This window comes from Gluconobacter aidae (assembly GCF_009547075.1).
Classification (GTDB): Bacteria; Pseudomonadota; Alphaproteobacteria; order Acetobacterales; family Acetobacteraceae; genus Gluconobacter; species Gluconobacter aidae.
This window is the reverse complement of sequence record NZ_WIPH01000026.1, coordinates 1-22268: the sequence shown is the minus strand read 5'-3', so window position 1 is coordinate 22268 and position 22268 is coordinate 1. Positions and strand designations below refer to the sequence as shown.

At 61.6% G+C, this 22268-nt stretch carries 27 protein-coding genes and 1 tRNA gene; 19 read left to right on the top strand and 9 right to left on the bottom strand.

All coding sequences use genetic code 11. The annotated features are described in order from the left end of the window. Positions 1–99: 99 nt before the first annotated feature. A complete protein-coding gene (locus GFJ39_RS10660; RefSeq protein ID WP_228391906.1) occupies positions 100–252 on the top strand; it encodes a hypothetical protein in 153 nt (50 codons plus the stop codon). A 31-nt stretch (positions 253–283) separates the two neighbouring features. Here GFJ39_RS10660 and folE read toward each other — a convergent pair whose 3' ends face one another. The 3 genes from folE to folP are packed head-to-tail and all read right to left on the bottom strand — an operon-like array spanning position 284 to position 2648. Then, a complete protein-coding gene (gene folE / locus GFJ39_RS10655) occupies positions 284–958 on the bottom strand; it encodes a GTP cyclohydrolase I FolE (protein WP_080691937.1) in 675 nt (224 codons plus the stop codon). Beyond that, positions 955–1854, bottom strand: coding sequence for a 2-amino-4-hydroxy-6-hydroxymethyldihydropteridine diphosphokinase (gene folK / locus GFJ39_RS10650; protein WP_153431313.1), 900 nt, complete (start codon positions 1852–1854; stop codon positions 955–957). The genes folE and folK overlap by 4 nt, the downstream gene beginning before the upstream one ends. Continuing rightward, complete coding sequence (gene folP / locus GFJ39_RS10645; RefSeq protein ID WP_228391905.1) at positions 1851–2648, bottom strand: dihydropteroate synthase; 798 nt, start codon at positions 2646–2648, stop codon at positions 1851–1853. Before folP ends, folK begins: the two co-directional genes overlap by 4 nt. Positions 2649–2777: 129 nt before the next feature. On the opposite strand from folP, the gene GFJ39_RS10640 reads away from it, so the two are divergent. Continuing rightward, positions 2778–3134 (top strand): hypothetical protein, encoded by a 357-nt coding sequence (locus tag GFJ39_RS10640; RefSeq protein ID WP_228391904.1) that lies wholly within the window; start codon positions 2778–2780, stop codon positions 3132–3134. 35 nt (positions 3135–3169) lie between these two features. Here GFJ39_RS10640 and GFJ39_RS10635 read toward each other — a convergent pair whose 3' ends face one another. Further along, positions 3170–3928 (bottom strand): DsbA family protein, encoded by a 759-nt coding sequence (locus GFJ39_RS10635; protein WP_228391903.1) that lies wholly within the window; start codon positions 3926–3928, stop codon positions 3170–3172. A 236-nt stretch (positions 3929–4164) separates the two neighbouring features. Between GFJ39_RS10635 and GFJ39_RS10630 the strand changes: the two genes are divergently transcribed. After that, on the top strand, positions 4165–5583 hold the full coding sequence (locus GFJ39_RS10630) for a gamma-glutamyltransferase (RefSeq protein WP_325062920.1): 1419 nt from the start codon (positions 4165–4167) through the stop codon (positions 5581–5583). A 53-nt stretch (positions 5584–5636) separates the two neighbouring features. Here GFJ39_RS10630 and fliP read toward each other — a convergent pair whose 3' ends face one another. Continuing rightward, positions 5637–6404, bottom strand: coding sequence for a flagellar type III secretion system pore protein FliP (gene fliP / locus GFJ39_RS10625; RefSeq protein WP_153431309.1), 768 nt, complete (start codon positions 6402–6404; stop codon positions 5637–5639). Beyond that, positions 6401–6706, bottom strand: a complete 306-nt coding sequence (locus GFJ39_RS10620) for a flagellar biosynthetic protein FliO (RefSeq protein ID WP_153431308.1) — start codon at positions 6704–6706, stop codon at positions 6401–6403. The genes fliP and GFJ39_RS10620 overlap by 4 nt, the downstream gene beginning before the upstream one ends. Positions 6707–6875: 169 nt before the next feature. On the opposite strand from GFJ39_RS10620, the gene GFJ39_RS14270 reads away from it, so the two are divergent. From GFJ39_RS14270 to recA, 9 genes are all read left to right on the top strand, one after another. Further along, positions 6876–7184, top strand: coding sequence for a GIY-YIG nuclease family protein (locus GFJ39_RS14270; RefSeq protein WP_325062919.1), 309 nt, complete (start codon positions 6876–6878; stop codon positions 7182–7184). Positions 7185–7259: 75 nt separating this feature from the next. Further along, positions 7260–7796 carry a DUF4357 domain-containing protein gene (locus tag GFJ39_RS14265; RefSeq protein ID WP_228391901.1) on the top strand — a complete coding sequence of 179 codons (537 nt, stop codon included), beginning with the start codon at positions 7260–7262 and terminating at the stop codon, positions 7794–7796. Between the two features lie 126 nt (positions 7797–7922). Beyond that, positions 7923–8315, top strand: coding sequence for a flagellar basal body rod protein FlgB (locus GFJ39_RS10610; protein WP_062508426.1), 393 nt, complete (start codon positions 7923–7925; stop codon positions 8313–8315). 12 nt (positions 8316–8327) lie between these two features. Beyond that, positions 8328–8735, top strand: coding sequence for a flagellar basal body rod protein FlgC (gene flgC, locus GFJ39_RS10605; protein ID WP_011253054.1), 408 nt, complete (start codon positions 8328–8330; stop codon positions 8733–8735). A 5-nt stretch (positions 8736–8740) separates the two neighbouring features. Then, on the top strand, positions 8741–9088 hold the full coding sequence (gene fliE, locus GFJ39_RS10600) for a flagellar hook-basal body complex protein FliE (RefSeq protein ID WP_153431307.1): 348 nt from the start codon (positions 8741–8743) through the stop codon (positions 9086–9088). Positions 9089–9090: 2 nt separating this feature from the next. Beyond that, complete coding sequence (locus tag GFJ39_RS10595; RefSeq protein ID WP_153431306.1) at positions 9091–9363, top strand: flagellar biosynthetic protein FliQ; 273 nt, start codon at positions 9091–9093, stop codon at positions 9361–9363. 73 nt (positions 9364–9436) lie between these two features. Next, positions 9437–10291: a flagellar biosynthetic protein FliR gene (locus tag GFJ39_RS10590; protein ID WP_325062918.1), complete on the top strand. Its 855-nt coding sequence runs from the start codon at positions 9437–9439 to the stop codon at positions 10289–10291. 3 nt (positions 10292–10294) lie between these two features. After that, complete coding sequence (locus GFJ39_RS10585; protein WP_153431305.1) at positions 10295–11371, top strand: EscU/YscU/HrcU family type III secretion system export apparatus switch protein; 1077 nt, start codon at positions 10295–10297, stop codon at positions 11369–11371. 202 nt (positions 11372–11573) lie between these two features. Next, entirely contained in the window at positions 11574–12611 is a 1038-nt protein-coding gene (gene recA, locus GFJ39_RS10580) for a recombinase RecA (protein ID WP_153431304.1), read from the top strand. Positions 12612–12674: 63 nt separating this feature from the next. Here the strand turns inward: recA and GFJ39_RS10575 are convergent, their stop codons facing one another. Then, positions 12675–13649, bottom strand: coding sequence for a ferritin family protein (locus tag GFJ39_RS10575; RefSeq protein WP_153431332.1), 975 nt, complete (start codon positions 13647–13649; stop codon positions 12675–12677). 56 nt (positions 13650–13705) lie between these two features. Next, positions 13706–14383, bottom strand: a complete 678-nt coding sequence (locus GFJ39_RS10570; protein WP_153431303.1) for an ATP-dependent Clp protease proteolytic subunit — start codon at positions 14381–14383, stop codon at positions 13706–13708. Positions 14384–14560: 177 nt separating this feature from the next. Here GFJ39_RS10570 and GFJ39_RS10565 point away from each other — a divergent pair, with 177 nt between their 5' ends. The 6 genes from GFJ39_RS10565 to GFJ39_RS10540 all read left to right on the top strand — a co-directional run bounded on the left by GFJ39_RS10565 (position 14561) and on the right by GFJ39_RS10540 (position 21114). Further along, positions 14561–15559, top strand: a complete 999-nt coding sequence (locus tag GFJ39_RS10565; RefSeq protein WP_153431302.1) for a hypothetical protein — start codon at positions 14561–14563, stop codon at positions 15557–15559. A 117-nt stretch (positions 15560–15676) separates the two neighbouring features. Beyond that, on the top strand, positions 15677–16903 hold the full coding sequence (locus tag GFJ39_RS10560) for an LL-diaminopimelate aminotransferase (protein ID WP_153431301.1): 1227 nt from the start codon (positions 15677–15679) through the stop codon (positions 16901–16903). Next, positions 16900–18189, top strand: a complete 1290-nt coding sequence (locus GFJ39_RS10555) for a homoserine dehydrogenase (RefSeq protein WP_325062917.1) — start codon at positions 16900–16902, stop codon at positions 18187–18189. The genes GFJ39_RS10560 and GFJ39_RS10555 overlap by 4 nt, the downstream gene beginning before the upstream one ends. After that, positions 18186–19187 (top strand): class II fructose-bisphosphatase, encoded by a 1002-nt coding sequence (glpX, locus tag GFJ39_RS10550; RefSeq protein WP_325062916.1) that lies wholly within the window; start codon positions 18186–18188, stop codon positions 19185–19187. Before GFJ39_RS10555 ends, glpX begins: the two co-directional genes overlap by 4 nt. A gap of 10 nt (positions 19188–19197) precedes the next feature. After that, positions 19198–20997 carry a single-stranded-DNA-specific exonuclease RecJ gene (gene recJ, locus GFJ39_RS10545; protein ID WP_153431300.1) on the top strand — a complete coding sequence of 600 codons (1800 nt, stop codon included), beginning with the start codon at positions 19198–19200 and terminating at the stop codon, positions 20995–20997. 41 nt (positions 20998–21038) lie between these two features. After that, positions 21039–21114 (top strand) — tRNA-Glu (locus GFJ39_RS10540). 58 nt (positions 21115–21172) lie between these two features. On the opposite strand, the gene GFJ39_RS10535 is transcribed toward GFJ39_RS10540, so the two are convergent. Further along, a complete protein-coding gene (locus GFJ39_RS10535) occupies positions 21173–21733 on the bottom strand; it encodes a site-specific integrase (protein WP_325062922.1) in 561 nt (186 codons plus the stop codon). 343 nt (positions 21734–22076) lie between these two features. Between GFJ39_RS10535 and GFJ39_RS10530 the strand changes: the two genes are divergently transcribed. Next, a partial coding sequence (locus GFJ39_RS10530; protein ID WP_153431298.1) for an alkaline phosphatase family protein occupies positions 22077–22268 on the top strand: 192 nt, incomplete at its 3' end.

The following is a 22268-nucleotide window of genomic DNA, read 5'->3' as shown; positions in this document are numbered from 1 at the left end:
TCTGATGCCGGACATGCGGCTTTGCGCGCCGGGAAGAAAGAGACGGAACTGAGCGGCGCGTCGGGAGGAAAATAACCCCCTCAGGCCAGAAAAGAACAGATGAAAACCATCCTCATTGCAGGTGCAGGTCCCGGATTCGGGCATGAAGTTGTCCTGCGACTGGCGGCAAAGGGATTTGACGTCATCGCAGGCGCGGAAATCGCCGCACAGGTCCAGAAGGCATACGACACCAGACCTGTCACGTCGATCTGATCCCGGCGGATCTGATCCAGCGAAAGCGGCCTCAACCCCGCAGAAGCGACATGATTTCCATTCTGGCTGCGCTGTCCCGCAGCCAGGTGCCGCGCGCAATGGAGGTCACGGTCGTGGAGCCGGGCGAGCGCACGCCGCGCATGCTCATGCACATATGCTCGGCTTCGATCACAACCAGCACGGCTTCCGGCGCGAGCACATCTTCCATGCCCTGCGCGATCTGGTCCGTCAGGCGTTCCTGAAGCTGCGGACGGCGGGCAAAGCCTTCGACCAGCCGTGCAATCTTGCTCAGCCCCGTCAGACGACCGCCCGCCGGCAGATAGGCAACATGCGCCTTGCCATAGACCGGCAGCAGATGATGCTCGCACATGGAATGGAAGCGGATGTCCTTGACGATCACCGCACCATGATGCCGGTCCGCCGAAAACTGCGTCTTCAGATGATCCCGCGGATCCTGATGAAGACCGCTGAATACCTCGAGATACATCTTCGCCACGCGCTGCGGCGTATCGAGCAGACCTTCACGCTCCGGGTTTTCGCCCAGCGCTTCAAGGATCTCCCGCACGGCACCCGCAATCCGCACTTCCGCATCCGCAGGCAGCGGCAATGCTCCCATGGGGCGCAGTTCTTCGGAAGAAAGGCTGTCCTGACTGTCCGACAGACGTGCCGAGGCGGCGGTCATGATCGTGGCGTTCAGGTTGGTCATGCGGGTTCAGGCTCCTTGATGCCCCAACGGCCGGTGCCGTCAGGCGCGCGCCGGGTCACATCCCCCGGGCTCCGCGGCAGGACTGCTAGCGCGTCCCGCACGCGACGTCCACCAATGACGTGATCTGGATCAATTTCCGCAAGAGGCTCAAGCACAAAAGCCCTCTCGAACAGACACGCATGCGGCAGCGTCAGCACCCGGTTCCGGATGTCCCGCGCTCCATAATAAAGAATGTCGATATCAACAGCCCGCGCGCCCCAGCGCACACCCGGCACACGCCCCAGATCGGCCTCGATCGCTTTGCATACCCGCAGAAGCGCATGAGGCTCCAGCGTTGTCCGCCCGATGGCGCAGATATTCACAAACGCCGGCTGCTCCACTCCGCCCCAGGGCGCGCTGTCATACAGCGACGACACATCCGCGATCTCAAGCCCGTCCACCAGCGACAGCCGATCCACCGCCGCCGCCAGAACAGCCTCGCGCTCCCCCAGATTGCTTCCCAGCGAGAACGCAACCTCCTGCACCCGGGCCTGCTCGACGGACACCGCCGTTCCCGACACCGCATAAGGCACCGGCGCGGAAGGCTTGCGCACCTCGACCCGCACCCATTCCACACGCTCCAGCTTCGCCAGAACCGCCTCGGAAATCCGCCCCGCAACTGTCTCGATCAGCTGCAGAGGCGGCCCCGTCACAATGGCCGAAGCGATATCGCACAGCGTCCCGTAACAGACGGCCTGCTCGTAATCATCGCCCGCAATCGCGCCTGACAGATCGGCCCGGATCTCGATATCGACCACAAAACGCTGCCCGATCCGCGTCTCTTCCGGCAGCACGCCATGATAGCCAAACAGGCACAGATCCCGCACGAAAACGGAAGTCAGGGCAGGAACGATCATCGGACATCCTTCAGAATCTGGCGCATTTTCAGCGCATCCACATGCTCGCGCACATCATGTACCCGCAGGATCGCGGCCCCCTGCTCCACTCCGTACAGATTGGTCGCCAGCGTCCCCGCCAGCCGCTCGGACGCCGCGCGCCCCAGAAAATGCCCGAACATCGACTTGCGCGACACCCCCAGCAGAACCGGCAGCCCATATTCGGATTTCAGCTCTCCAAGACGTGCTACGGCCTCGACATTCTGCGCCTGCGTCTTGCCAAACCCGACACCGGGATCAAGCACGATCCGTCCCCGCGCCAGTCCAGCCTGTTCCGCCAGTTCCAGCGAGCGGTCAAAGAAACGTCGCCAATCCGCACGCAGATCCAGCGCCGCATCCACCTCATTCCGGTTATGCATCAGCACGGCCACGGCATCCGAATCCGCCACCACGGATGCCATTTCCGGATCAGCCTGCAATCCCCAGACATCGTTGATAACGTCAGCGCCAGCCTCAAGCGCCCGCCGGGCCACGAGCGCCTTGGTGGTATCGACCGAAACGACGGCCCCTTCCGCCACAAGCGTCCCCACCACCGGCGAAAGCCGCGCCCATTCCTCTTCCGCCGGGACAGGCTCAAATCCCGGTCGCGTGGATTCAGCACCGACGTCCAGCAGGTCCGCCCCGTCCGCCAGCAACGCCCGTCCATGAGCCAGAGCCGCTTCAGGGCACAGAAAACGGCCACCATCGGAAAAGGAATCCGGCGTGACGTTCACGATCCCCATCACTGCCACCGGGTCGTTTCCAGTCAGCTTCATCCGGCTTTCCTTCATCCGCGCCGTTATCATACGGAGATCCTCAACATGCCTTTCGGGAACCGCGGCAGCATGATCGTGTTTTCAGTTCTGCCCCAACCCAATCGCGCCCCCAGAAAGAAGATACGCTTCATGTCCATCATCGATGACACTCCCTTCGAAGGCGAAGACCGCAAATACCAGGTCGCGACCGAACAGGCCGAGGCTGCTCTCCGCGCCCGGCAGATCGGAGACGACGCCCTGGCCGAACGCCTTCTGAAGGCTGCCGAACGCACGGATCCCGAAGCGCTTGCCAATGTGCTGCAACGCGACATTGACAGTCCCGACAGCCGGTTCCCGAACCACAGAACGCCTCCTGCCGCATCTGATGACGAAGTCGCCGCGATCACCCGGACGGTTCAGCCGGGTTCGGATGCTCCGTCCCGCGCCGGCATCCTTGACGGCAACGGGGACGCGGATGGCTCAGGCGCAGACAGCGAGAAACGCTGACACCTTAAAGTGCCCCGATCAAAGTGTCCGGAGACCTATGCTTTTCGGGCACGCTCCAGAAACGCATCCATCTGATCCGCTTCGAGCGCACCCGGAGCCACGGCCGCCGTACCGAAAATGAACGTCGGCGTTCCGTCCAGACCAACGGCGCGCCCCTGATCCAGATTGGTGTTAATCAGCGCCACGGTCTGGGGTGAGCTCATGTCAGCCGTCAACTTCTTCACATCAATGCCATTGGCCTGGGCCAGTTCGACGATCCGCTCCATGCTCGGCTTGGTGGTGTCCGCCATCAGGGCACGGCGCATGGCCTCATACTTGCCCTGTGCGCTGGCGGCGAAAATCGCCCGCGTGTCGAGAACGCTGTTGTTGCCCAGAACCGGTACGACCTTCTCAACCAGCCGGACATCCGGATGGCGACTGAGGAAACTGTCCACCTCGCCCATCATGGACCGGCAGTATGAACAGCGCGGATCGTAGAACTCCACCACCGTGATCCTGCCATGCGGATTGCCCCGGATGGCGAAATCGGGCGCACTCTGAAGCTCGGACTGATGCGCCTTCACGGCAGCAAGCGTCGAATCCTGCTTCTGCTCCTCGGCCTTTTCGCGGATCGAGCGGATGGCATCCGTCAGGATGCTCGGATCAGTCTGCAGCGCCTGACGCATGATGCCGACAATCTCGGCCCGCTGGGCAGGCGTGAAGGAGGTCGCCGGAGCAGCCAGAGCCTGACCGCCCACAAGAAAGGCCATTCCGGCAACAACGGCGGACGCTGTGGCAAGCAAAGGATGTCTCAACGGAAAGCTCCGGGTCAACTGTAAGAAAAGACAGGGTATCAGGTCCATACGGCATAAAGAAGGTCTGTGGCAAAGAGAAGACACCAACTCGCCTCTCCCACAAACCACAGATTCCCGTTATGAGGGAACAACAACCGGATCCGGCACCACTGCGCAGACCCGTCATCCGCGAAGAAGGCCCATCCGCGAAGGCCACGAGGCCGAACAGTCGTGACCAGACATTGGAGAAACGCCAGGTGGCGCATCGACAGCACCAGATTTCCACCCCGGACGCCACACAGGCCCGTCGCGTCTCTTCCCGCCTCCCGGGCTCCCTTCTGGCGTCAGTCGCCTCGGGCCTTCTTCTGGGGGCATGCTCGTGGATTCCGGGGGTCCATTTCGTCGGCATCAGCGAAACAACTGCTCCCGCAGGGGGCAGCATCGGCACGGTCGTCGCTGACGAGCCGCAGGCGGCCCTGGTCGGCCATGATGTTCTGGCGCGCGGTGGCAACGCGGCCGATGCAGCAACGGCAACGGCCCTGGCGCTCGGCGTCACACTGCCGTCCCGCGCCTCTTTCGGCGGCGGCGGCGCCTGCCTCGTCAGTCGTCCGGGCGAAGTGGCACAGTCCATCACGTTCCAGACCCGCGCAGGCACCAGCAAAGGCGCCGATCGTCCGGCCGCCACGCCGGCCAGCTTTCGCGGCCTGTATCTGATGCAGCTCCATTACGGCACGGTCGATTTCAATGATCTGATCGCTCCGGCTCTCAATCTCGCCAGCACGGGCATCACTGTCAGCCGCACGCTGGCAGCCGATCTGGCCGCCGTGCGTCCGGCCCTTCTGGCCGATGACGGTGCCCGCGCCATCTTCGGTCGCGGCGACGCCTCCACTCTCGTGGCCGGTGACAGCCTGGCCCAGCCGCGCCTCGCAGGCTTCCTGGAGCGCATCCGCGTCGCAGGCGTCGGCGACCTCTATAACGGGGCTCTGGCTGACGTCTACGTGACCGCGGCCCAGAAAGCGGGAGGTGGCCTGAACGATGACGACATGCGCCAGACCCTCCCCCTCCAGACAGAAGCCCTGACGACCCGCCAGGGCGGTGTGGACGCCTCGTTCCTGGCCCCGCCAGCCGATGGTGGCCTTGGGGCAGCCGTCCGATACACGACCGGCGCCTCCGCACAGGGCACCGTCGCCGCGTGGCGGGCCTCCGGCAACACATCGCTCGCTGCCGCCCAGGCAGCCCTCAACAGCGGCCGTTCCGGTGGCGGCTCCCTTCCGCCTCTTCCGGCCTCGACATCCTTTGTCGTGACCGACCATGCCGGTATGGCCGTGGCCTGCGTCCTGAGTGACAACAATCTGTTCGGAACAGGCCGTATCGCGGGCAGCACCGGCGTCGTCCTCGGCGCATCCCCCGCCCGCACGCCCCAGCCGCTGCTCTCCGCCGCCGTCCTGCGTGACCAGCGCAACCTGCGCGCCGTCATCGCAGCTTCCGGCCAGAATGAAGCTGCCGATGCCGTCGGAGACGCTGCCCGCGCCGCCGCACACGAAACCCCGATCCCGCATGAAGGTGCTGGCCGCATCAATGCCATCCTCTGCCATGGCAACGATTCGTGCCGCGGCTCCACGGACCCCCGCGCCGCCGGCCTCGCCGCAGGCACGACGAACGACAACAGAAACTGACGAAAAAGCCCTGCCGATCTCCTGACCGGCGGGGCTTTTCTAGACCCGGGCTCCTACCCGGTGAAACTTCGTACCAGACTTCCCGCCACCAGCGACCAGCCGTCCACCACAACGAAAAAGATCAGCTTGAACGGCAGGGACACGGTACTGGGTGGCAGCATCATCATGCCAAGGCTCATCAACACACTGGACACCACCAGATCGATGACCAGAAACGGCAGATAGAGCAGAAATCCCATCTCGAAACCGCGACGCAGTTCCCCGATCATGAAGGCCGGAACCAGCACACGCCACGGCGTATCCCCGATCTTCGCGGGTGGCTTCTCATGCGAGATGTTCAGGAACGTCGCCACATCCGCAGGACGTGCCGTCACCGCCATGAAATCATGGAACGGCTGGGCCGCGGCCGTCAGACCTTCCATTTCGCCGACACGTCCCGCCATCAGCGGCTCGATCCCCGCATCCCAGGACTTCTGAAGCGTCGGCTGCATCACGAACAGCGTCAGAAACAGCGCCAACCCGATCAGAACCGTATTGGGAGGCGTCCCCTGCGCGCCCAGTGCACTGCGCAGCAGGGACAGAACGATCACGATCCGCGTGAACGCCGTGATCATCACCAGCAGGCTCGGCGCCAGTGACAGAACAGTAATCAGCGCCGTCAACTGCACCAGCCGACTGGTCGTCCCGGCGCCCCCAGAAGCACCATTCTGCCCCAGATCGATACTCACCGCCTGCGCATACGCCAGATGGGGAAAAATCAGACAGGCCAGCAATACGAAAACCGGGATCAGCCCCCAAAGCACGGCCAGACCCTTCTTCATGACACGTCCTCCGCGCCAGAAGCGTCGAGGGCCGAAGCAAACGTCTCCCGCTCCGTCCAGTCGATCAGGATGTCCTGACTTCCACCCGTCAGGATCAGAACCTCCCGTGCGCCATAACGCACGACCGAAAGACTCCGCGTCCTGTCCAGCGCCATCTGGCCCACAAGCGACAGTCCCGCCTGCCCGTCCCGAGCACCGCCCTTTTTCTGTTCCAGAAAGCGCAACAAAGGGCGGGTACAGAAAATCAGCACGATAATGAAAATCAGCGCAGCAATCGCGTTCACGCATTCATGCAGGGTCATAGGTCAGTCATCCTCATTCTCCGGCATGATGCCCAAGACCTGTTAACGACCGCTTAATTGCCTGTTAGTTTTGCCAAAGATACTGTCCAAAAAGCAGAAAACCCCTGTCCTGAGCATGCTGTCCCTGTCAGAAATATTTTCTGAATGTTTCTGCGCAGGACCAGACGTCGTGAACACCCATCCCCAAACGATCCAGATTTTCCTTCCCTCCGGAGACCCGCAGGGAATCCGTATCGCCTCCATCACCACCCGGATCGTGCAGGTTGTCGAAATCCCCCGCCTCCGACTGGAGGAATTTCTGGGGCGGCCCGAAGCCAACTCGGTCGGCATCTACATCCTGTTTGGCGAAAACGACGAAACGGAACGGCCGAAAGCCTATGTCGGACAGACCGGAAATTTCGGAAACCGCCTGAAACAGCACAACGAAAAGAAGGGCCTGTGGTGGAACCGGGCCGTCGTCGCCTTCTCGCTCACTTAAAGCCTGACTGTCACACACGCGCACTATCTGGAATGGCTCGCCCTCAGCCATGCCGCACAGGCCCAGCGCTTTGAAATGGACAACGGCACAGGCGGCACAAAACCCCACACCCTTCCCGCGCTGGAGGCAGAATGCCGCGAAGTCTTCGAAACGATCGACATCCTGCTGACGACCTTGGGATACCCGATTTTCGAACCCCTCATCCGCAACCGGAATCCTGTCGCGGTCACTCAGACGACTGAACCTGTTCTGGATTCACAGAAACAGTCCATCCCAACCGAATTTTATTGTCACGCATCCGGCGTGGACGGACGCGCCCAGTATACGCAAGAAGGACTGGTGGTACTGGCAGGCTCTTATGGCCGCGCTGAAGTTTCTAGCAGTTTTAATTATGCCCAGAAGCGACAGACCATGCTGGAGCAAGGTCTTCTCCGCATTGAAGGCGACCGCATTTATTTCATCCGCGACGTACTGTTCAAAGCCCCAAGTCCTGCGGCCACCGCCCTGCTGGGACATTCAGTCAACGGCTGGACGAAGTGGAAAGACAGCACCGGAAAGACTTTAGAAGAGGCTATGAATCGCTCTACGCCCGGTAACGACTACGAAGCCTAACGAGATCCCCTCACACTCTTCCCCCGCCGCAGAATCGACGGCTCAAGCAACCATTTATTAAAGATTTCGCGCCATCATGCACTTCGCCGGGATTTTTCCGGCACCTGCATGATGGAGACTGTCTCGATGCGTAACATCGACCCAACCAGCGCAGGCGGCACCGACCTTTTTTCTTTGGGCCGTGACCGCATGAACTGGCTTCAAGCGCGCCAGCAGGTGCTGGCCGGCAATATCGCCAACTCCGACACACCGGACTATCAGGCCAAGGATGTCTCCCCGTTCGAGGCAGCGATGAGCGAATTCGACATCACGCCCACCGTCACCCAGCCCGGTCATATCGGTTACAACGCCTCAGGCACCCACACCATCGAGACCACATCCGAACAGTCCCTGGACGGCAATCAGATTTCCCTGGACCAGCAGATGGAACAGGTCGCGGACGTGAACGACCAGCAGCATCTCGCCGTGAATGTCTATTCGAAATATCTGAGCATGTTCCAGACGGCACTCGGCAAGTAAGGAGCCTGACGGATGAACCTGTCCACCACCATCGGCATTTCCGCAAGCGGCATGGACGCACAGGCCCAGCGCCTGCGCATCGTCGCGGAAAACCTCGCCAATCAGGATACGACCGGCTCCCAGCCCGGCGCGGATCCCTATCGCCGCAAGACCATCACCTTCGCCGAACACGTAGACGACGAAACGGGCGCCTCCACCGTGGATGTCCAGAATGTCGGGCAGGACATGTCAGACTTCGACACACGCTATGATCCCTCGCATCCCGCCGCTGACGAGCGCGGCTACGTCAAGGTTTCCAACGTGGATTCCATGACCGAGATGATGGATATGCGCGAAGCCGAACGTTCCTACGAAGCCAACCTCAACGCCCTGTCGAGCACCCGGACCATGCTGTCCCGCACACTCGACCTGCTGAAGTAATCCAGATGCTCACATCCCTCACCCAGGCCCATAATGCCTACGCCGTTCAAAGTCTCCAGAGCCGCCTTCAGGGGGTTACGGACACTGTCGATGACGGCATCCAGTCATCCGCAGCGACCGCCAACAGCAGTTCCGGTACGGATTTCGGATCCATCCTTTCACAGTCTGTCAGCAGTGTCATCGACAGTGGCCACGATGCCGAAACAAAAGCCGCCCAGGGTCTGACAGGCGGCGGCGACATGACCCAGATCGTCACTGCGGTGTCCAACGCGCAGCTCGCCCTTCAGACCACGACCGTGATCCGCGACCGTATGGTCCAGGCGTATCAGGACGTAATGAAAATGACGATCTGACCATGCAGGCCATCGATCTCGGCGCGATTCTGGAGCAGACCTTCCTCGTCGCTCTCAAGCTGAGTGCTCCTGCTCTTCTGACTGCGCTCGGGGTCGGTCTTCTGGTTTCGCTCGTACAGGCTGTTACCCAGCTCAATGAAGCCACGCTGTCCTTCGTGCCGAAAGTTCTGGCCATCGGTGCCGTCATGGTCATGGCGGGCTCCTTCATGACCGCAACACTCATCAGCTTTACCCGACATCTTTTCGACCAGCTCATTCTCGTCGGTGCCACCTGAGCCACCGCCTGCCGGATCCGGAGTTGACTGACATGCCTGTGTCCGGATTTTCCGGTCTGAAAGACGCTCTACTGTGAATGCTGGTCTTGCCGGTCCGGGCGGAGCAAGCGCGCTACAGGGGCTGGATCTCAGTGGACCGGCCCTGAGCGTCTGGGCTCTCGCCTTTGTGCTGGTCCTTTCCCGCACGGGGGCGGTCGTCATGGTCATGCCTGGCCTTGGCGAACAATCCATCCCCATGATGATTCGCGCAGGATGCGCAATGACCCTCACGGTTCTGCTTCTTCCGCTCGTTGCCCCCCTGCTGATGCGGAACCGTCTGGATGCGCTCGCCCCGCTAGGGCTCTGCGGCATGATCGCAGTCGAACTTTTCGCCGGTGTCCTGATCGGGTGGATGGCGCGTCTGATCTGCATGGCCCTCCCGATAGCCGGACAGATCATTGCCGTCTGCATGGGGATTTCGAGCGTTCTTCAGCCGGACCCGGATCTGGGTTCGGGCAGTTCCGCACCTGCGCGCTTCCTGAACCTGCTGGCGCCTCTCGTGCTTCTCGTGACTGGCGCATATATCCTGCCCATCCGCGCAATCCTCGGCAGTTACAGCATCATTCCGCCGGGAGGAGCCCTGCTCGCCGCTGCCTCTCATGCACACTGGAACCTGCTGGGGGATTCTGCTCAAGGCATCATCCAGCTCACGGAACGCAGCTTCGCTCTCGGACTGGAGCTCAGTGCGCCATTCCTGATCCTGTCGCTTGTCTGGCAGGGCATGCTCGGCATCATGACGCGCCTGCTCCCCACCCTGCAGATCTATAATGCCGCCAGTCCCCTCCAGCTTCTCGGCGGCATCGCTCTTCTGGGCCTTACGTTAAGCACCATGGTCACCATCTGGCAGGGACAGGCTTTCGACGTCCTTCGGGCCCTTCCAGGACTTTGAAGCATGTCTGATTCCGACGACAAGACAGAAGCCCCATCCTCACAACGCCTTCAGAAGGCGCGTGAGGACGGGCAGATCGTCATGTCACGCGAGGCCATGAATTTCGTGGTTCTTCTGGGCGGATTTGCAGGAATTTTCATGGTTCTGCCATATCTGGTGACGGACTTTGTCCATGTCATGCAGGTCCTCATGGCCAATGCCGGCACAGTCCCCATGGCACAGGGAGGGCTGCTCAACAGTACGGACCACGCCATTGAAGCCGGACTGAAGCTGGCCGTGCCAATGGCAGCAGCCGTCGCCGTGCTCTGTCTTGGAGCCGGGTTCTTGCAGACAGGGTTTCTCATCCACCCTGAATCCCTGCTTCCGAAATTCGAACGGATTTCTCCCCTGGCGGGTTTCACGCGCATCGCCGGTGGCGGAACGCTTCCCGATACGTTCAAGGCCCTCGCGAAATTTGCGATTTTTGCCGTGGTCCTCTGGAATATCTCCAAGGGAGCCATCCCGAGTGCGCCACGGATGGTCGGGCTGGAACCCGGCCCCCTCCTGAAAATGATGGCGGATCTTGGCTTCAGGGCCACATCCGCCATGATCCTTGCGCAACTGGTCATCGCCGGCTTTGATATTTTCTGGATGCGTTTCCGGCATATCTCCAAACTGAAGATGAGCCGCGAAGACCTCAAGGACGAGTATAAGAACACGGAAGGCGATCCGCACGTCAAAGGCCGCCAGAAAGCCCTGCGTGCAAAAGCGGCCAGGCAGCGCATGATGGCTGCCGTCAAGACAGCGACCGTTGTCGTCACCAATCCGACGCATTACGCCGTCGCACTCGTTTACGAGAGAGGTGGCGGTGGCGCACCCAGGATCGTGGCAAAAGGCATGGACGATGTCGCGGCCCGCATCAGGGACATCGCACAGGACAATCGCATCCCGATTGTGGCCAATCCCCCCCTGGCCCGTGCGCTTTTCACCCTTCCCCTCGACAGCGAAATCCCTGCTGAACATTTCAAGGTCGTCGCAGCCATCATTGCCTATGTCTGGAAACTCAAACGCCCTGCCAGCCGTTCTGCTCCCCTGCGTTAGGCACAGTCGCATTCCTGAAAAAATCTTTCCTGGAAACGACCACACCCCTTGGCGACAGGAGGGTCAGGCATGATATGTCTGCACGAGAACATTTTGCGAACACAGGAAGCCGGCAATCGCGGAAATCACGCCTCTTTGCGAGAATGGCCGCCCGGTCTATCGTATCCTGGAAACGCCAGCCCAAACCTACTGCGAGGATTGAATGGACAAGACCAAGGCGCTTGAAGGCGCACTCAGCCAGATTGAGCGTGCCTTCGGCAAAGGCTCGATCATGCGCATGGGCCAGCGCCCGAAAGTGGAAACCAATGTGATTTCCACCGGGTCCATCGGGCTGGACATCGCTCTGGGGATCGGAGGCATGCCCCGCGGCCGTATCGTCGAAATCTACGGACCGGAAAGCTCCGGCAAAACCACTCTCGCCCTGCATGTCCTGGCTGAAGCCCAGAAGAAGGGCGGGACCGTGGCCTTCATTGATGCCGAACATGCGCTCGATCCGGGATATGCCCGCAAACTTGGCGTCAACATCGACGATCTCCTCCTGAGCCAGCCGGATGCCGGCGAACAGGCGCTGGAAATTGCCGACACGCTGGTCCGTTCCGGTGCCGTTGACGTGCTGGTCGTGGACTCCGTGGCTGCCCTCGTGCCACGCGCCGAGCTTGAAGGCGATATGGGTGACAGCCATGTCGGCCTGCACGCGCGTCTCATGAGTCAGGCCCTGCGCAAGCTGACGGGAACGGTCTCGCGCTCCAACACGCTCGTCATCTTCCTGAACCAGATCCGCATGAAGATCGGCGTGATGTTCGGCAATCCGGAAACGACGACGGGCGGTAACGCGCTGAAGTTCTACTCATCCATCCGCTTCGACATCCGCCGTATCGGGTCCATCAAGGACAAGGACGAGGTCGTCGGCAACCAGACCCGCGTCAAGGTCGTGAAGAACAAGATGGCGCCTCCGTTCCGTCAGGTCGAGTTCGACATCATGTACGGCGAAGGCATCAGCAAGATGGGTGAACTGCTTGATCTGGGCGTGAAGGGCAACATCGTCGAAAAATCCGGCGCATGGTTCTCCTTCGACAGTCAGCGTATTGGACAGGGTCGTGAAAACGCCAAGCAGTTCCTGCGCGAGCATCCGGAGATGGCCTCCGAAATCGAACGTCGCATCCGCGCAGAAGCCGGTGTCCTCTCCGACGCGCTGATGACGGATCCGGAGCCCGACGCGGAAGGCACCCCGGAAGACTGAAACGAAAAAGGGCTCCTTCCGGAGCCCTTTTTTATGCTGCGTGACTGTCGCGGACAGAATCGCTCAGGCAGAGATTTTGCTCCGGACCCGATCCCAGAGCTTTGCACCCGTGATGATCGCACGCGCAATCGCCGGTGTTGTGGTCGGCCGCAGCAGACGTGGGTCATAGCCTGAGAACCGGCGGTCATCCTCGTCCAGACAGAGCTGCATCAGGTCCGGAAGACTGATGTCCATCGTCGTCATGTCCTTGGCACCCGTGACCGTGAAATTATTGTCCTGGGTGTGCTCTTCCCCGTTCTCGTCAATCGAGCGGGCCAGCCCCATGCGCTCATAGGCCAGGAACAGCCAGACCCCGATCACACGCAGTTCGAACCACGGCCGCTTCCAGAACGGCATGGTCGCCCGGTGCCAAGCCAGCCAGTTCGCGAACAGCAGGATGTGGCGGCACTCTTCCTGCATCACCGGCTCGAACGTCTCGATCAGTTCCTGCGGAAACAGCCCGGCGCGCTCGGCCAGTGCGAACAGACCGAACGCAAAGAAGCTGTCCACACATTCCGAGAAACCCGTGACCAGATACGCCCATTCCGTATCCTTCGGTGTCACATACGGAGGCTCCGGCGCCATCGGAATGTTGTAGGCCTCGACCAGCTTGGTCAGGACTTCCTTGTGCCGGTTTTCTTCCCAGGCATTGCGCGACAGCGCATCCTTCATGTCCGGGTCAGTAATCATGTCCGCATAGGCGGCCATGCGCAGACGGGCCTTGCCCTCGGTCTGGACCGCAATATCCCAGATCGGCAGAGACGTGATGCGATGCAGCGTCTCCGGATCCAGCTTCGGCCAGTCGATGACGGAGGGCTTGTACGGATTGAACGTATCGCGGAACATCGCGGCGACGGCCCGTTTGTGCTCTTCCGTACCCGGCTTGAGCGGCCCCTGGATCGGGCTGCTCCAGTGGCGCGCTTCGTAGTCAACGCGCTCAAGCGTCTTCTCCGACGGTGCGTCGGGAAGATGGGAATAGATTTCGGCCAGACTTTTCATGACTGTGTTCGCGGCGTGCCGTAAAGACACGCCGTGCCCCTTGGAGCTTGTAGTTTTTACTTGAGTTCGGTCGCCGAGTGGATGATCCGGTTCACGAGACCGTACTCAATGGCCTCCGGCGCCGACATCCAGTAGTTGCGATCGGTATCCTTGGCGACCTTCTCGTAGGTCTGTCCGGTTTCTTTCGCGAAAATCCGGTTCAGACGCTCGCGCATCTTGATGATCTCGCGGGCTTCGATGTCGATATCCGTCGCCGGGCCCCGCACACCACCCATCGGCTGATGCAGCAGGAAGCGCGTGTTCGGCAGGCAGACACGACGTTCCGGACGACCGGCGGCATAGATCAGCGCACCGGCGGATGCGACCCAGCCGGTTCCGATCATGTTGATGGGCGCAATCGAATCCACGAAACGGATCATGTCATGGATGGTGTCGCCACTCTCGACATGGCCGCCCGGCGAGTTCACATACACGTCGATCGGCTTGTCGGATGTCCCGGCCAGCGCCAGAAGGCGCCCGGTGACATCGCGGGCGATCTTGTCGTTGATGCCACCGAAGATCAGGACTTTCCGCTGATCGAACAGACGGCCTTCCAGCTCGCTGATCGGGCCGTTCAGCGTCTTGTTATCGTCTTCCCGGGTTTCCGGCTCCGGAGCATCCGGCTCGTCGTCCAGGCGGGTCGGGGTCATTCTGGTGATATCCATATCGTTTCCAGATCCAGCATGCATCTTCATACCCCCTATCCTGCGCTTCGTTTTCGTCGGTGCCAAGTCCTCCTTCGGATCGGGCTTCCGATCCGGACCGACAGGAACTCTCGCCATCCCCGCCACGAACCGCTAGTCTCCGCCGCATTTGAACATTCTACAGACGGCAGGAACGGCATAGTGGTCCCAGGGAACAGCAGGCAGCCCATGACAGCGGAGACACGCAGGACTGCGGGGAAAATCCCGTTTCTCCTGCTGATGGCCGCGCCGCTTCTGACAGCCTGCCAGCATCAGGACGCAACGGACACCGTAGCCGGCTGGTGGCACAACTTTGAAGGTGGCGAGATTGCCAAACTGCGCGCCCCACCGCCGGGCGAAAACCTGCGTTATCCGCATGTCGGCCGCACCCCGACGCAGCCCCCCGACCTTCCGACGCCCGAGGCACGTCTGTCGCTGACGACACAGCTTGAAGCCCAGCGGAACCTGGCCCAGCGCGAAAGCGCGGCCCAGGGCGCCCTGCCGACCATTCCCCCGCCGCCCAAACCTGCTCCGGCTGCCACGACAGCCAATACGGAACAGAGCGGCATGACCATGACGACAGTCGGACAGCCGGAACCGGAGAGCCCTTCCGCCATCAATCCGGCGCCCGATCTGGCGCCCGATCATCTGGCAACGACCTCGGCCCCCAATGCTTCCGCAGCGGCAAAAAAGGCGGCTCCCTCCGCTCCGGCAGCGGAAGCCGCGCTCCCCGCCGTCGTCGCGAAGTCCATCCCCCCTACCCCGCCGGGTCAGTTCCCGAAAATCGGCGATCTGCCTCCCCCCCCGCCACAGTTCCCCGGCTTCGACCTGCCGCGTGACGCAATGGTCAGTGATCCCGTTCGCCCGGATATCGACACGTCCACGCCCGAAGGCACCCTGATCCGCTTCCAGCCCGCAACGGACCACGTCACGGGTGATCCGCAGGGCGATTATCAGCACATTGTTTCTTTGCGCGGGAACAGGCGCCTGACCATCCTTGGCTTCGGGGCCTTCATGAGCGCGGATGCAGCCCTCGCGCCCGCGGACCAGAACCGGGAAATCGCACTGGGCCTGCTACGCGCCCGCGTGGTCGCCCGCGCCCTGATCGCGCGCGGCGTGCCCGCATCCGCAATCATTCTCAAGGCCGAAGCCATTGGTGACGGCGTCCGGGTCACGATCGACGACTGACACAGCGAGCAGCCCGGAAAGCGACATTGTGAGATCGGGAACAGCCAGGCTGTTCCACTCCTGAAAAAACCTGTCTATCGTCGCTGCTCCCTTTCACCCTCTGCCCCAGAGCTGGTCATGACCGAAGAGTTCCACCGCATCCGCCGCCTGCCGCCTTATGTGTTCGCTGAAGTGAACAAGGCCAAGGCCGCCGCGCGAGCCGCCGGTGACGACATCATCGATCTGGGCATGGGTAACCCTGACAGCGCGCCCCCGGCTCACGTCGTGCAGAAGCTGATCGAGACGGTCGGCAATCCGCGCGCACATGGCTATTCCGTCAGCCGCGGTATCCCCGGCCTGCGCAAAGCCATGGCCAATTATTATGAGCGCCGGTTCAACGTCTTGGTGGACCCGGAAACCGAAGTCATCGCAACGCTGGGCTCCAAGGAAGGACTGGCCAACCTGTCCGCCGCCATCACGAGCCCCGGCGACACGATCCTGGTCCCGAACCCGTCCTACCCGATCCACCAGTTCGGCTTCATCATCGCCGGCGCCTCCGTCCGCTCGATCCCGGCCACACCGGACGAGGACATGCTCCGCGCGCTGGAGCGTGCCGTCCGCCATTCCGTACCCAAGCCGACGGCGCTGATCGTCAACTTTCCGTCCAACCCGACGGCCTTCGTCGCGAATCTCGATTTCTACAGGGAACTCGTGGCCTTCGCGCGCCGGGAAGAAATCTGGATTCTATCCGATCTGGCTTACGCGGAAATCTATTTCAACGAGAACGAACCGCCGCCGTCCCTCCTCGCCGTTCCGGGCGCAAAGGACGTGGCCGTCGAGTTCACGTCCATGTCCAAGACCTATTCCATGGCAGGCTGGCGCATGGGCTTTGCGGTCGGCAACCCAAGGCTGATCCAGGCCCTGACACGCATCAAGTCCTATCTGGACTACGGCGCCTTCACCCCGATTCAGGTCGCCTCCGTTGCCGCCCTGAACGGCCCGCAGGACTATGTTTCCGAAATCCGCGCCATGTACAAGGACCGCCGCGACGTGCTGCTGCGCGGCCTTCAGAGCGCAGGATGGGACGTCCCCGCGCCCGCAGGCTCGATGTTCGCCTGGGCCCCCATTCCGCCCGCTTTCGCCGAGATGGGCAGCGTCGCCTTCTCCAAGCTGCTTCTCAAGGAAGCCGGCGTGGCAGTTGCACCCGGCCTCGGATTCGGGGAATACGGTGAGGGCTTTGTCCGGATCGGACTTGTCGAAAACACCCAGCGGCTGCGTCAGGCGACGCGGGCCATCAAGGGCTTCATGTCCCGGCACGGCGCCGGGGCCGGAACCGCTGATCTTCTTGGAGCTGCATCATCGTGAAACCACTGCGGATCGGACTGGCTGGACTCGGGACTGTCGGGATCGGTGTCATTCGTCTCCTGCGTGAGAACGCTGACATGATTACCGCCCGGGCCGGCCGGCCGATCGAAGTCGTGGCCATCACGGCCCGGGACCGCACCCGCGACCGCGGCGTGGACCTGTCCGCCATGCGCTGGCACGACAGTGCCACCGCCGTGGCGCAGGACCCGGAGATCGACGTGGCCGTCGAACTCATCGGCGGCTCCGAAGGCCCGGCGCATGACATGGTCCGCACCGCGCTCGAACGCGGTCTTCCGGTCGTCACCGCCAACAAGGCCCTCGTGGCCCTGCATGGCGACAGCCTCAGCCGCCTGTCCGCGGAAAAGAACGCCCCCCTCCTGTTCGAGGCAGCCGTTGCGGGCGGTATCCCCGCCATCAAGCTTGTGCGCGAAGGTCTGGCCGCAGACCGCCTTCTCAGCGTTGGCGGCATCCTGAACGGGACCTGCAACTATATCCTGACCGAAATGCGCGCCACGGGCCGCGACTTCACCGATGTCCTGACCGAAGCACAGGCCAAGGGCTATGCCGAAGCCGAACCGTCCACGGATGTGGATGGCTGGGACACGGCCCACAAACTCGCTATCCTTGCCGGTCTGGCTTTCCGCCCCATCGCATTCGACACCCTTTCCGTTCAGGGCATCCGCGATATCGCGGCGACCGATCTGAAATTCGCCGACGAACTCGGATACCGCATCAAGCTCCTCGGCATGGCCCGGAAGGCTGAAAACGGCAGTGTCGCAGCATGGGTCCGCCCCTGCCTCGTTCCCACCAGGGCTCCTATTGCCGCTGTCGAAGGCGTCTTCAACGCCGTCTCAACACAGGGCGTGTTCAGCGGCCCGATGACCATCTCCGGTCGCGGCGCTGGTGAAGGTCCGACCGCCAGCGCTGTCGTCGCCGATCTGATCGATCTGGCGCGGGGAACCGCCATTCCGGTGTGGGGCACAACCACCGTTCCAGCCGCCGCCGACTGCGCCAGTCTCGCTGATTTGAACAGCGCTTTCTATTTACGTCTAAACGTTCAGGACCGTCCGGGCGTAATGGCAGAGCTGACATCGGTTCTCCGGGACCACGATGTCTCCGTTCACTTTGTTTCCCAGCATGATGCTGCAACCGGATGTGCTGACCTGACAATCATCACACATCAGGTTCCTGAAAAAGCCATTCATGCAGCCGCAACAGCACTCGCCGTCCTTCCTGTCGTGACAGGAAAGCCGCTTGTGCTCAAAATCGAGGATCCCCTTGCGTGATCGACCCTCAGAACATCCCCCCCTATCGCGTCACTGACCGCAATCTTGCCCTTGAGCTCGTCCGAGTAACGGAAGCGGCCGCAATCGCCTCCGCGCACTGGACCGGTCGCGGCCAGAAGAACGAGGCGGACGGCGCGGCCGTACAGGCCATGCGCGCCGCTTTCGACACCGTCGCCATCGATGGCGTCGTCACCATTGGTGAAGGCGAGATGGACGAAGCGCCGATGCTCTATATCGGCGAGAAAGTCGGCTCCGGCGGACCGGCGATGGACATCGCGGTCGACCCGCTCGAAGGCACGAATCTCTGCGCCAAGAGCCTGCCCAACGCGCTGACGGTCGTAGCTCTCGCCGAGCGCGGCAAGTTCCTGCATGCCCCCGACATCTACATGGAAAAGATCGTTGTCGGCCCTGACCTGCCCGAAGGCGTGGTGGATCTGGACGCCTCAATCGGCAACAACCTCCGTTCGCTGGCCAAGGCCAAGAAGCGCGATGTCTCGGACATGGTTCTTTGCGCACTTGACCGCGAAAGGCATGAAGAACTTATCGCCCATGCCCGCGAAGCTGGCGCGCGCGTCATGCTCCTGAGCGACGGGGACGTGGCGGCTGCCATCGCCACCTGTATCGACGGCGGCGGCGTGGATCTCTATGCCGGTTCCGGCGGTGCTCCCGAAGGCGTTCTGGCCGCCGCGGCCATCCGCTGCATGGAAGGCCAGATGCAGGGACGCCTTCTGTTCGAGGACGATGCCCAACGTGAGCGTGCGCGCGAAATGGCCAATGGCCTCGATCCAGCCCGCAAGCTCTTCCTGCACGACATGGCGTCCGGCCATGTGCTGTTCTCGGCAACGGGCGTCACATCCGGCCCGCTCCTGAAGGGCGTAGAACGTCCGAGCGCGACCCGCGCCCGCACGCATTCCATCGTGATGCGTTCAAAATCCGGCACGGTGCGCTATATAGAAAGCCATCATACCTTCAAACCGAAGGCACAAGCCGCTTCCTGAACGGAGAACCATGCTCGCAGACGATATGGGTGCCGTCCTCGGCGTGACCCGAAGTGCAGGACACCGCCGCTGGATCTGGCGCGATCCCCGCCTGGCGGAAGCAGACAACCGCCTGGCACTCGCCCTGGCACAGCAGGCCGGTATTCCCGAACTTCTGGCCCGTATCCTCTCGGCACGAGGCGTCGCTCCCCACGACGCCTCTTCTTTTCTCAATCCCCGTCTGCGCGACGCCATGCCCGACCCATCCTGTCTGCAGGACATGGACCGGGCCACCGAACGCCTCGCACAGGCCGTGCGCAACCGTGAGCATGTCGGCCTGTTCGGTGATTACGACGTGGACGGCGCCTGCGGAACCGCCCTTGTCTGCGACATGCTGCGCGAACTGGGCTGCACCGTCAGCACCCATATCCCCGACCGCCTGACCGAAGGCTACGGCCCCAACACCGCAGCCCTTGAAAACCTGCTTTCCGAAGGCGCCACCCTTCTGGTGTGCATCGACTGCGGCACGGCGGCGATCGACATTCTCAACGGCCTGACCGACCGCGCCGATATCATCGTCCTCGATCACCACAAACCAGACGGCGCTGCCCTGCCGAAAGGGATCGTGGTCAATCCGAACCGGCTGGACTGCACTTCCGGACTGGGCAGCATCTGCGCCACGGCCGTCGCCTTCCTCACGATGGTCGCTACGATCCGCCATCTGCGCCACACCAACTGGTTCGACGAAGGTCAGGTCATTCCCGACCTGCTCAAACGCCTCGACCTCACGGCGCTGGCCACCATCTGTGACGTCATGCCCTTGACCGGCCTGAACCGCGCTCTGGTCATGCAGGGCCTGCGCGTCATGTCCCGCGGCGAGCGTCTCGGGCTGGCCACGCTTTCCTCCGTCGCAGGCGTAAAGGAAGAGGCCAGCGCCATGGCGTGCGGCTTCGCCCTCGGTCCCCGCATCAATGCCGGCGGCCGCATCGCACAGGCCGATCTGGGCCTGAAACTCCTGCTGTCTGAGGATGTCGTGGAAGCCCGCGCCCTCGCTGAACAGCTCGACCGCGTCAATCGCCAGCGCCAGACCGTCGAATCCACAATCCTCGATTCCGCCATGGAACAGGCCCAGCAGCAGCTCGATGCGGGCCATGCCGTCATCTTCCTGCATGGTGAAAACTGGCATCCCGGCGTCGTCGGCATTGTCGCCGGCCGCCTGAAGGAGCGCTACAACCGCCCCACCCTCGTCGCAGCCCTGACAGATGGCGTCATCAAGGGCTCGGCCCGCTCCGTCCCCGGACTGGATCTCGGAACCGCCATCATCGCCGCCCGTCAGAACGGCCTGCTCCTCACCGGCGGCGGCCACGCCATGGCCGCCGGCTTCTCCCTCGCCGCCGGTCGTGCTGACGACTTCCACAACTGGCTCGACACGCAACTCTCCGGCGCCCTGACCCTCCCCCAACAGGACGCCCTGAAGCTCGACGGCATCATGACGCTGGCTGGCGCCTCCATCGCGGTCGCGGACCAGCTCGCCCGGCTGGAACCCTTCGGCCCCGGCAATGAGGAACCGCTCCTCGCCATCAGTAATGTCCGCTGCGTCAAAAGCGATCGTATCGGCAAGGACGGCAACACCCTGCGAGTCATTCTGCAAGGCGAGGACGGAGGCACACGCCTGCGCGGCCTCGTCTTCCGTGCAGCAGACAAACCCTTCGCCGCCCTGCTGGAAGACCGCTCCATGCCACTGGTCCATGTCGCAGGCACCCTGAGGGCCGAGACATGGCAGGAGAGAAAAAATCTGTCTTTTTTCATTTCTGACGCTGCCCCCGCTTGACGGACGCAGGAGCCGCCCCTATACACCCGCTCACGCCTCCAGTCCCGTTCGTCTAGAGGCCTAGGACACCGCCCTTTCACGGCGGCAACACGGGTTCGAATCCCGTACGGGACGCCATTGTTTTATATGGCTTTTTAGCGTTATCCACAAAGACTGTTCTGGTCCAATTGGACCACTAAAGTTCAAAACCATCCGCAATACTCCTCAGGTAGCTGGGGTCAAACTTCCGGTACACTCGTCGAAGAGTGACGGGATCAGTGGCCAACCAGTCTGCTGCCTGATCAATTGGAATTCGGTCCATCGCAAACCAACTCGCCAGAGAGTGCTTGAGATGATGCGGCGTCGGCTTCCAGTCCAACCCGGCGCGCTCACAAGCCTTCCCAAAGGACCAGCGTAATCCGTTCGGTACCGGCTTGCCGTGCCACTGGACGACAAAGTCACCTCTTCGCGCTTTGAAAGCACTCTCAAGTTCCCTGCGGAGCGCCGTAGTCATCGGAACCACAGCACGTCTCTTCGCTGTCAGCGCGCGGCCGGCTTCCTGAAAATCGATCATGCCCGTCTGAAAATTGACCCGATCCCACGTCAGAGAAAGAATCGATCCTTTCCGAGCGCCCGTGTAAATGGCGATCGCCATGAACGTACGGACATGTGGCGTCTCGCAGACATCAAGTAGCTTCTTTGCTTCTGCTTTCGTGAGAAACCGATCTCGTGGTGCGCTGTCACGCGGCGGCTCGATCTCTGGCGGCCGAACAAGGAATTCGTCCTTCCAAGCTCGACGTAAAGCAGCCCGCAGGACGTTAAATTCCCTACGAAGGGTGCCGGGTGAGACCAGTTCCTGTGTCAGCTTGCCACCTTTCTTTTTGAAGCGCGCCGCTGCAAAGCGATCCCATTCCCTCTATCAACCCCAAAACATAAAAACCGGGAACTCTTCTTTTGAGGAGATACAAAAAAGTGGTCACGTCATTGACGTGTCGACAAAAATAATTACCAAAAAACCTTGTTTTGTAGCTGAATTAAAAAATTCACATTAATTTTCAAAAAACCTTTTAAAATTTGGAAAATTTTATTGGGAAGAAAGCATGCCTCAAGATCGTCGTGGTTTTTTAAAACTTCTGGGAAGCAGTTTCGCCACAACCGCTCTTCAAGGCAGCATACGAAACGCAATGGCTTTACCTGCAAACAACAGAACAAGATCCATCAAGGATGTAGACCATATTGTCATCCTGATGCAGGAGAACCGCTCTTTTGATCATTACTACGGCACTCTCTGG

Excerpts from the sequence above, each read along its gene's own strand:
- GFJ39_RS10660 (WP_228391906.1), top strand. The coding sequence starts at position 100 with ATGAAAACCATCCTCATTGCAGGTGCAGGTCCCGGATTCGGGCATGAA.
- folE (WP_080691937.1), bottom strand. The coding sequence starts at position 958 with ATGACCAACCTGAACGCCACGATCATGACCGCCGCCTCGGCACGTCTG.
- folK (WP_153431313.1), bottom strand. The coding sequence starts at position 1,854 with ATGATCGTTCCTGCCCTGACTTCCGTTTTCGTGCGGGATCTGTGCCTG.
- folP (WP_228391905.1), bottom strand. The coding sequence starts at position 2,648 with ATGAAGCTGACTGGAAACGACCCGGTGGCAGTGATGGGGATCGTGAAC.
- GFJ39_RS10640 (WP_228391904.1), top strand. The coding sequence starts at position 2,778 with ATGTCCATCATCGATGACACTCCCTTCGAAGGCGAAGACCGCAAATAC.
- fliP (WP_153431309.1), bottom strand. The coding sequence starts at position 6,404 with ATGAAGAAGGGTCTGGCCGTGCTTTGGGGGCTGATCCCGGTTTTCGTA.
- GFJ39_RS10620 (WP_153431308.1), bottom strand. The coding sequence starts at position 6,706 with ATGACCCTGCATGAATGCGTGAACGCGATTGCTGCGCTGATTTTCATT.
- GFJ39_RS14265 (WP_228391901.1), top strand. The coding sequence starts at position 7,260 with ATGGACAACGGCACAGGCGGCACAAAACCCCACACCCTTCCCGCGCTG.
- GFJ39_RS10610 (WP_062508426.1), top strand. The coding sequence starts at position 7,923 with ATGCGTAACATCGACCCAACCAGCGCAGGCGGCACCGACCTTTTTTCT.
- flgC (WP_011253054.1), top strand. The coding sequence starts at position 8,328 with ATGAACCTGTCCACCACCATCGGCATTTCCGCAAGCGGCATGGACGCA.
- fliE (WP_153431307.1), top strand. The coding sequence starts at position 8,741 with ATGCTCACATCCCTCACCCAGGCCCATAATGCCTACGCCGTTCAAAGT.
- GFJ39_RS10595 (WP_153431306.1), top strand. The coding sequence starts at position 9,091 with ATGCAGGCCATCGATCTCGGCGCGATTCTGGAGCAGACCTTCCTCGTC.
- GFJ39_RS10585 (WP_153431305.1), top strand. The coding sequence starts at position 10,295 with ATGTCTGATTCCGACGACAAGACAGAAGCCCCATCCTCACAACGCCTT.
- recA (WP_153431304.1), top strand. The coding sequence starts at position 11,574 with ATGGACAAGACCAAGGCGCTTGAAGGCGCACTCAGCCAGATTGAGCGT.
- GFJ39_RS10575 (WP_153431332.1), bottom strand. The coding sequence starts at position 13,649 with ATGAAAAGTCTGGCCGAAATCTATTCCCATCTTCCCGACGCACCGTCG.
- GFJ39_RS10570 (WP_153431303.1), bottom strand. The coding sequence starts at position 14,383 with ATGAAGATGCATGCTGGATCTGGAAACGATATGGATATCACCAGAATG.
- GFJ39_RS10565 (WP_153431302.1), top strand. The coding sequence starts at position 14,561 with ATGACAGCGGAGACACGCAGGACTGCGGGGAAAATCCCGTTTCTCCTG.
- GFJ39_RS10560 (WP_153431301.1), top strand. The coding sequence starts at position 15,677 with ATGACCGAAGAGTTCCACCGCATCCGCCGCCTGCCGCCTTATGTGTTC.
- recJ (WP_153431300.1), top strand. The coding sequence starts at position 19,198 with ATGCTCGCAGACGATATGGGTGCCGTCCTCGGCGTGACCCGAAGTGCA.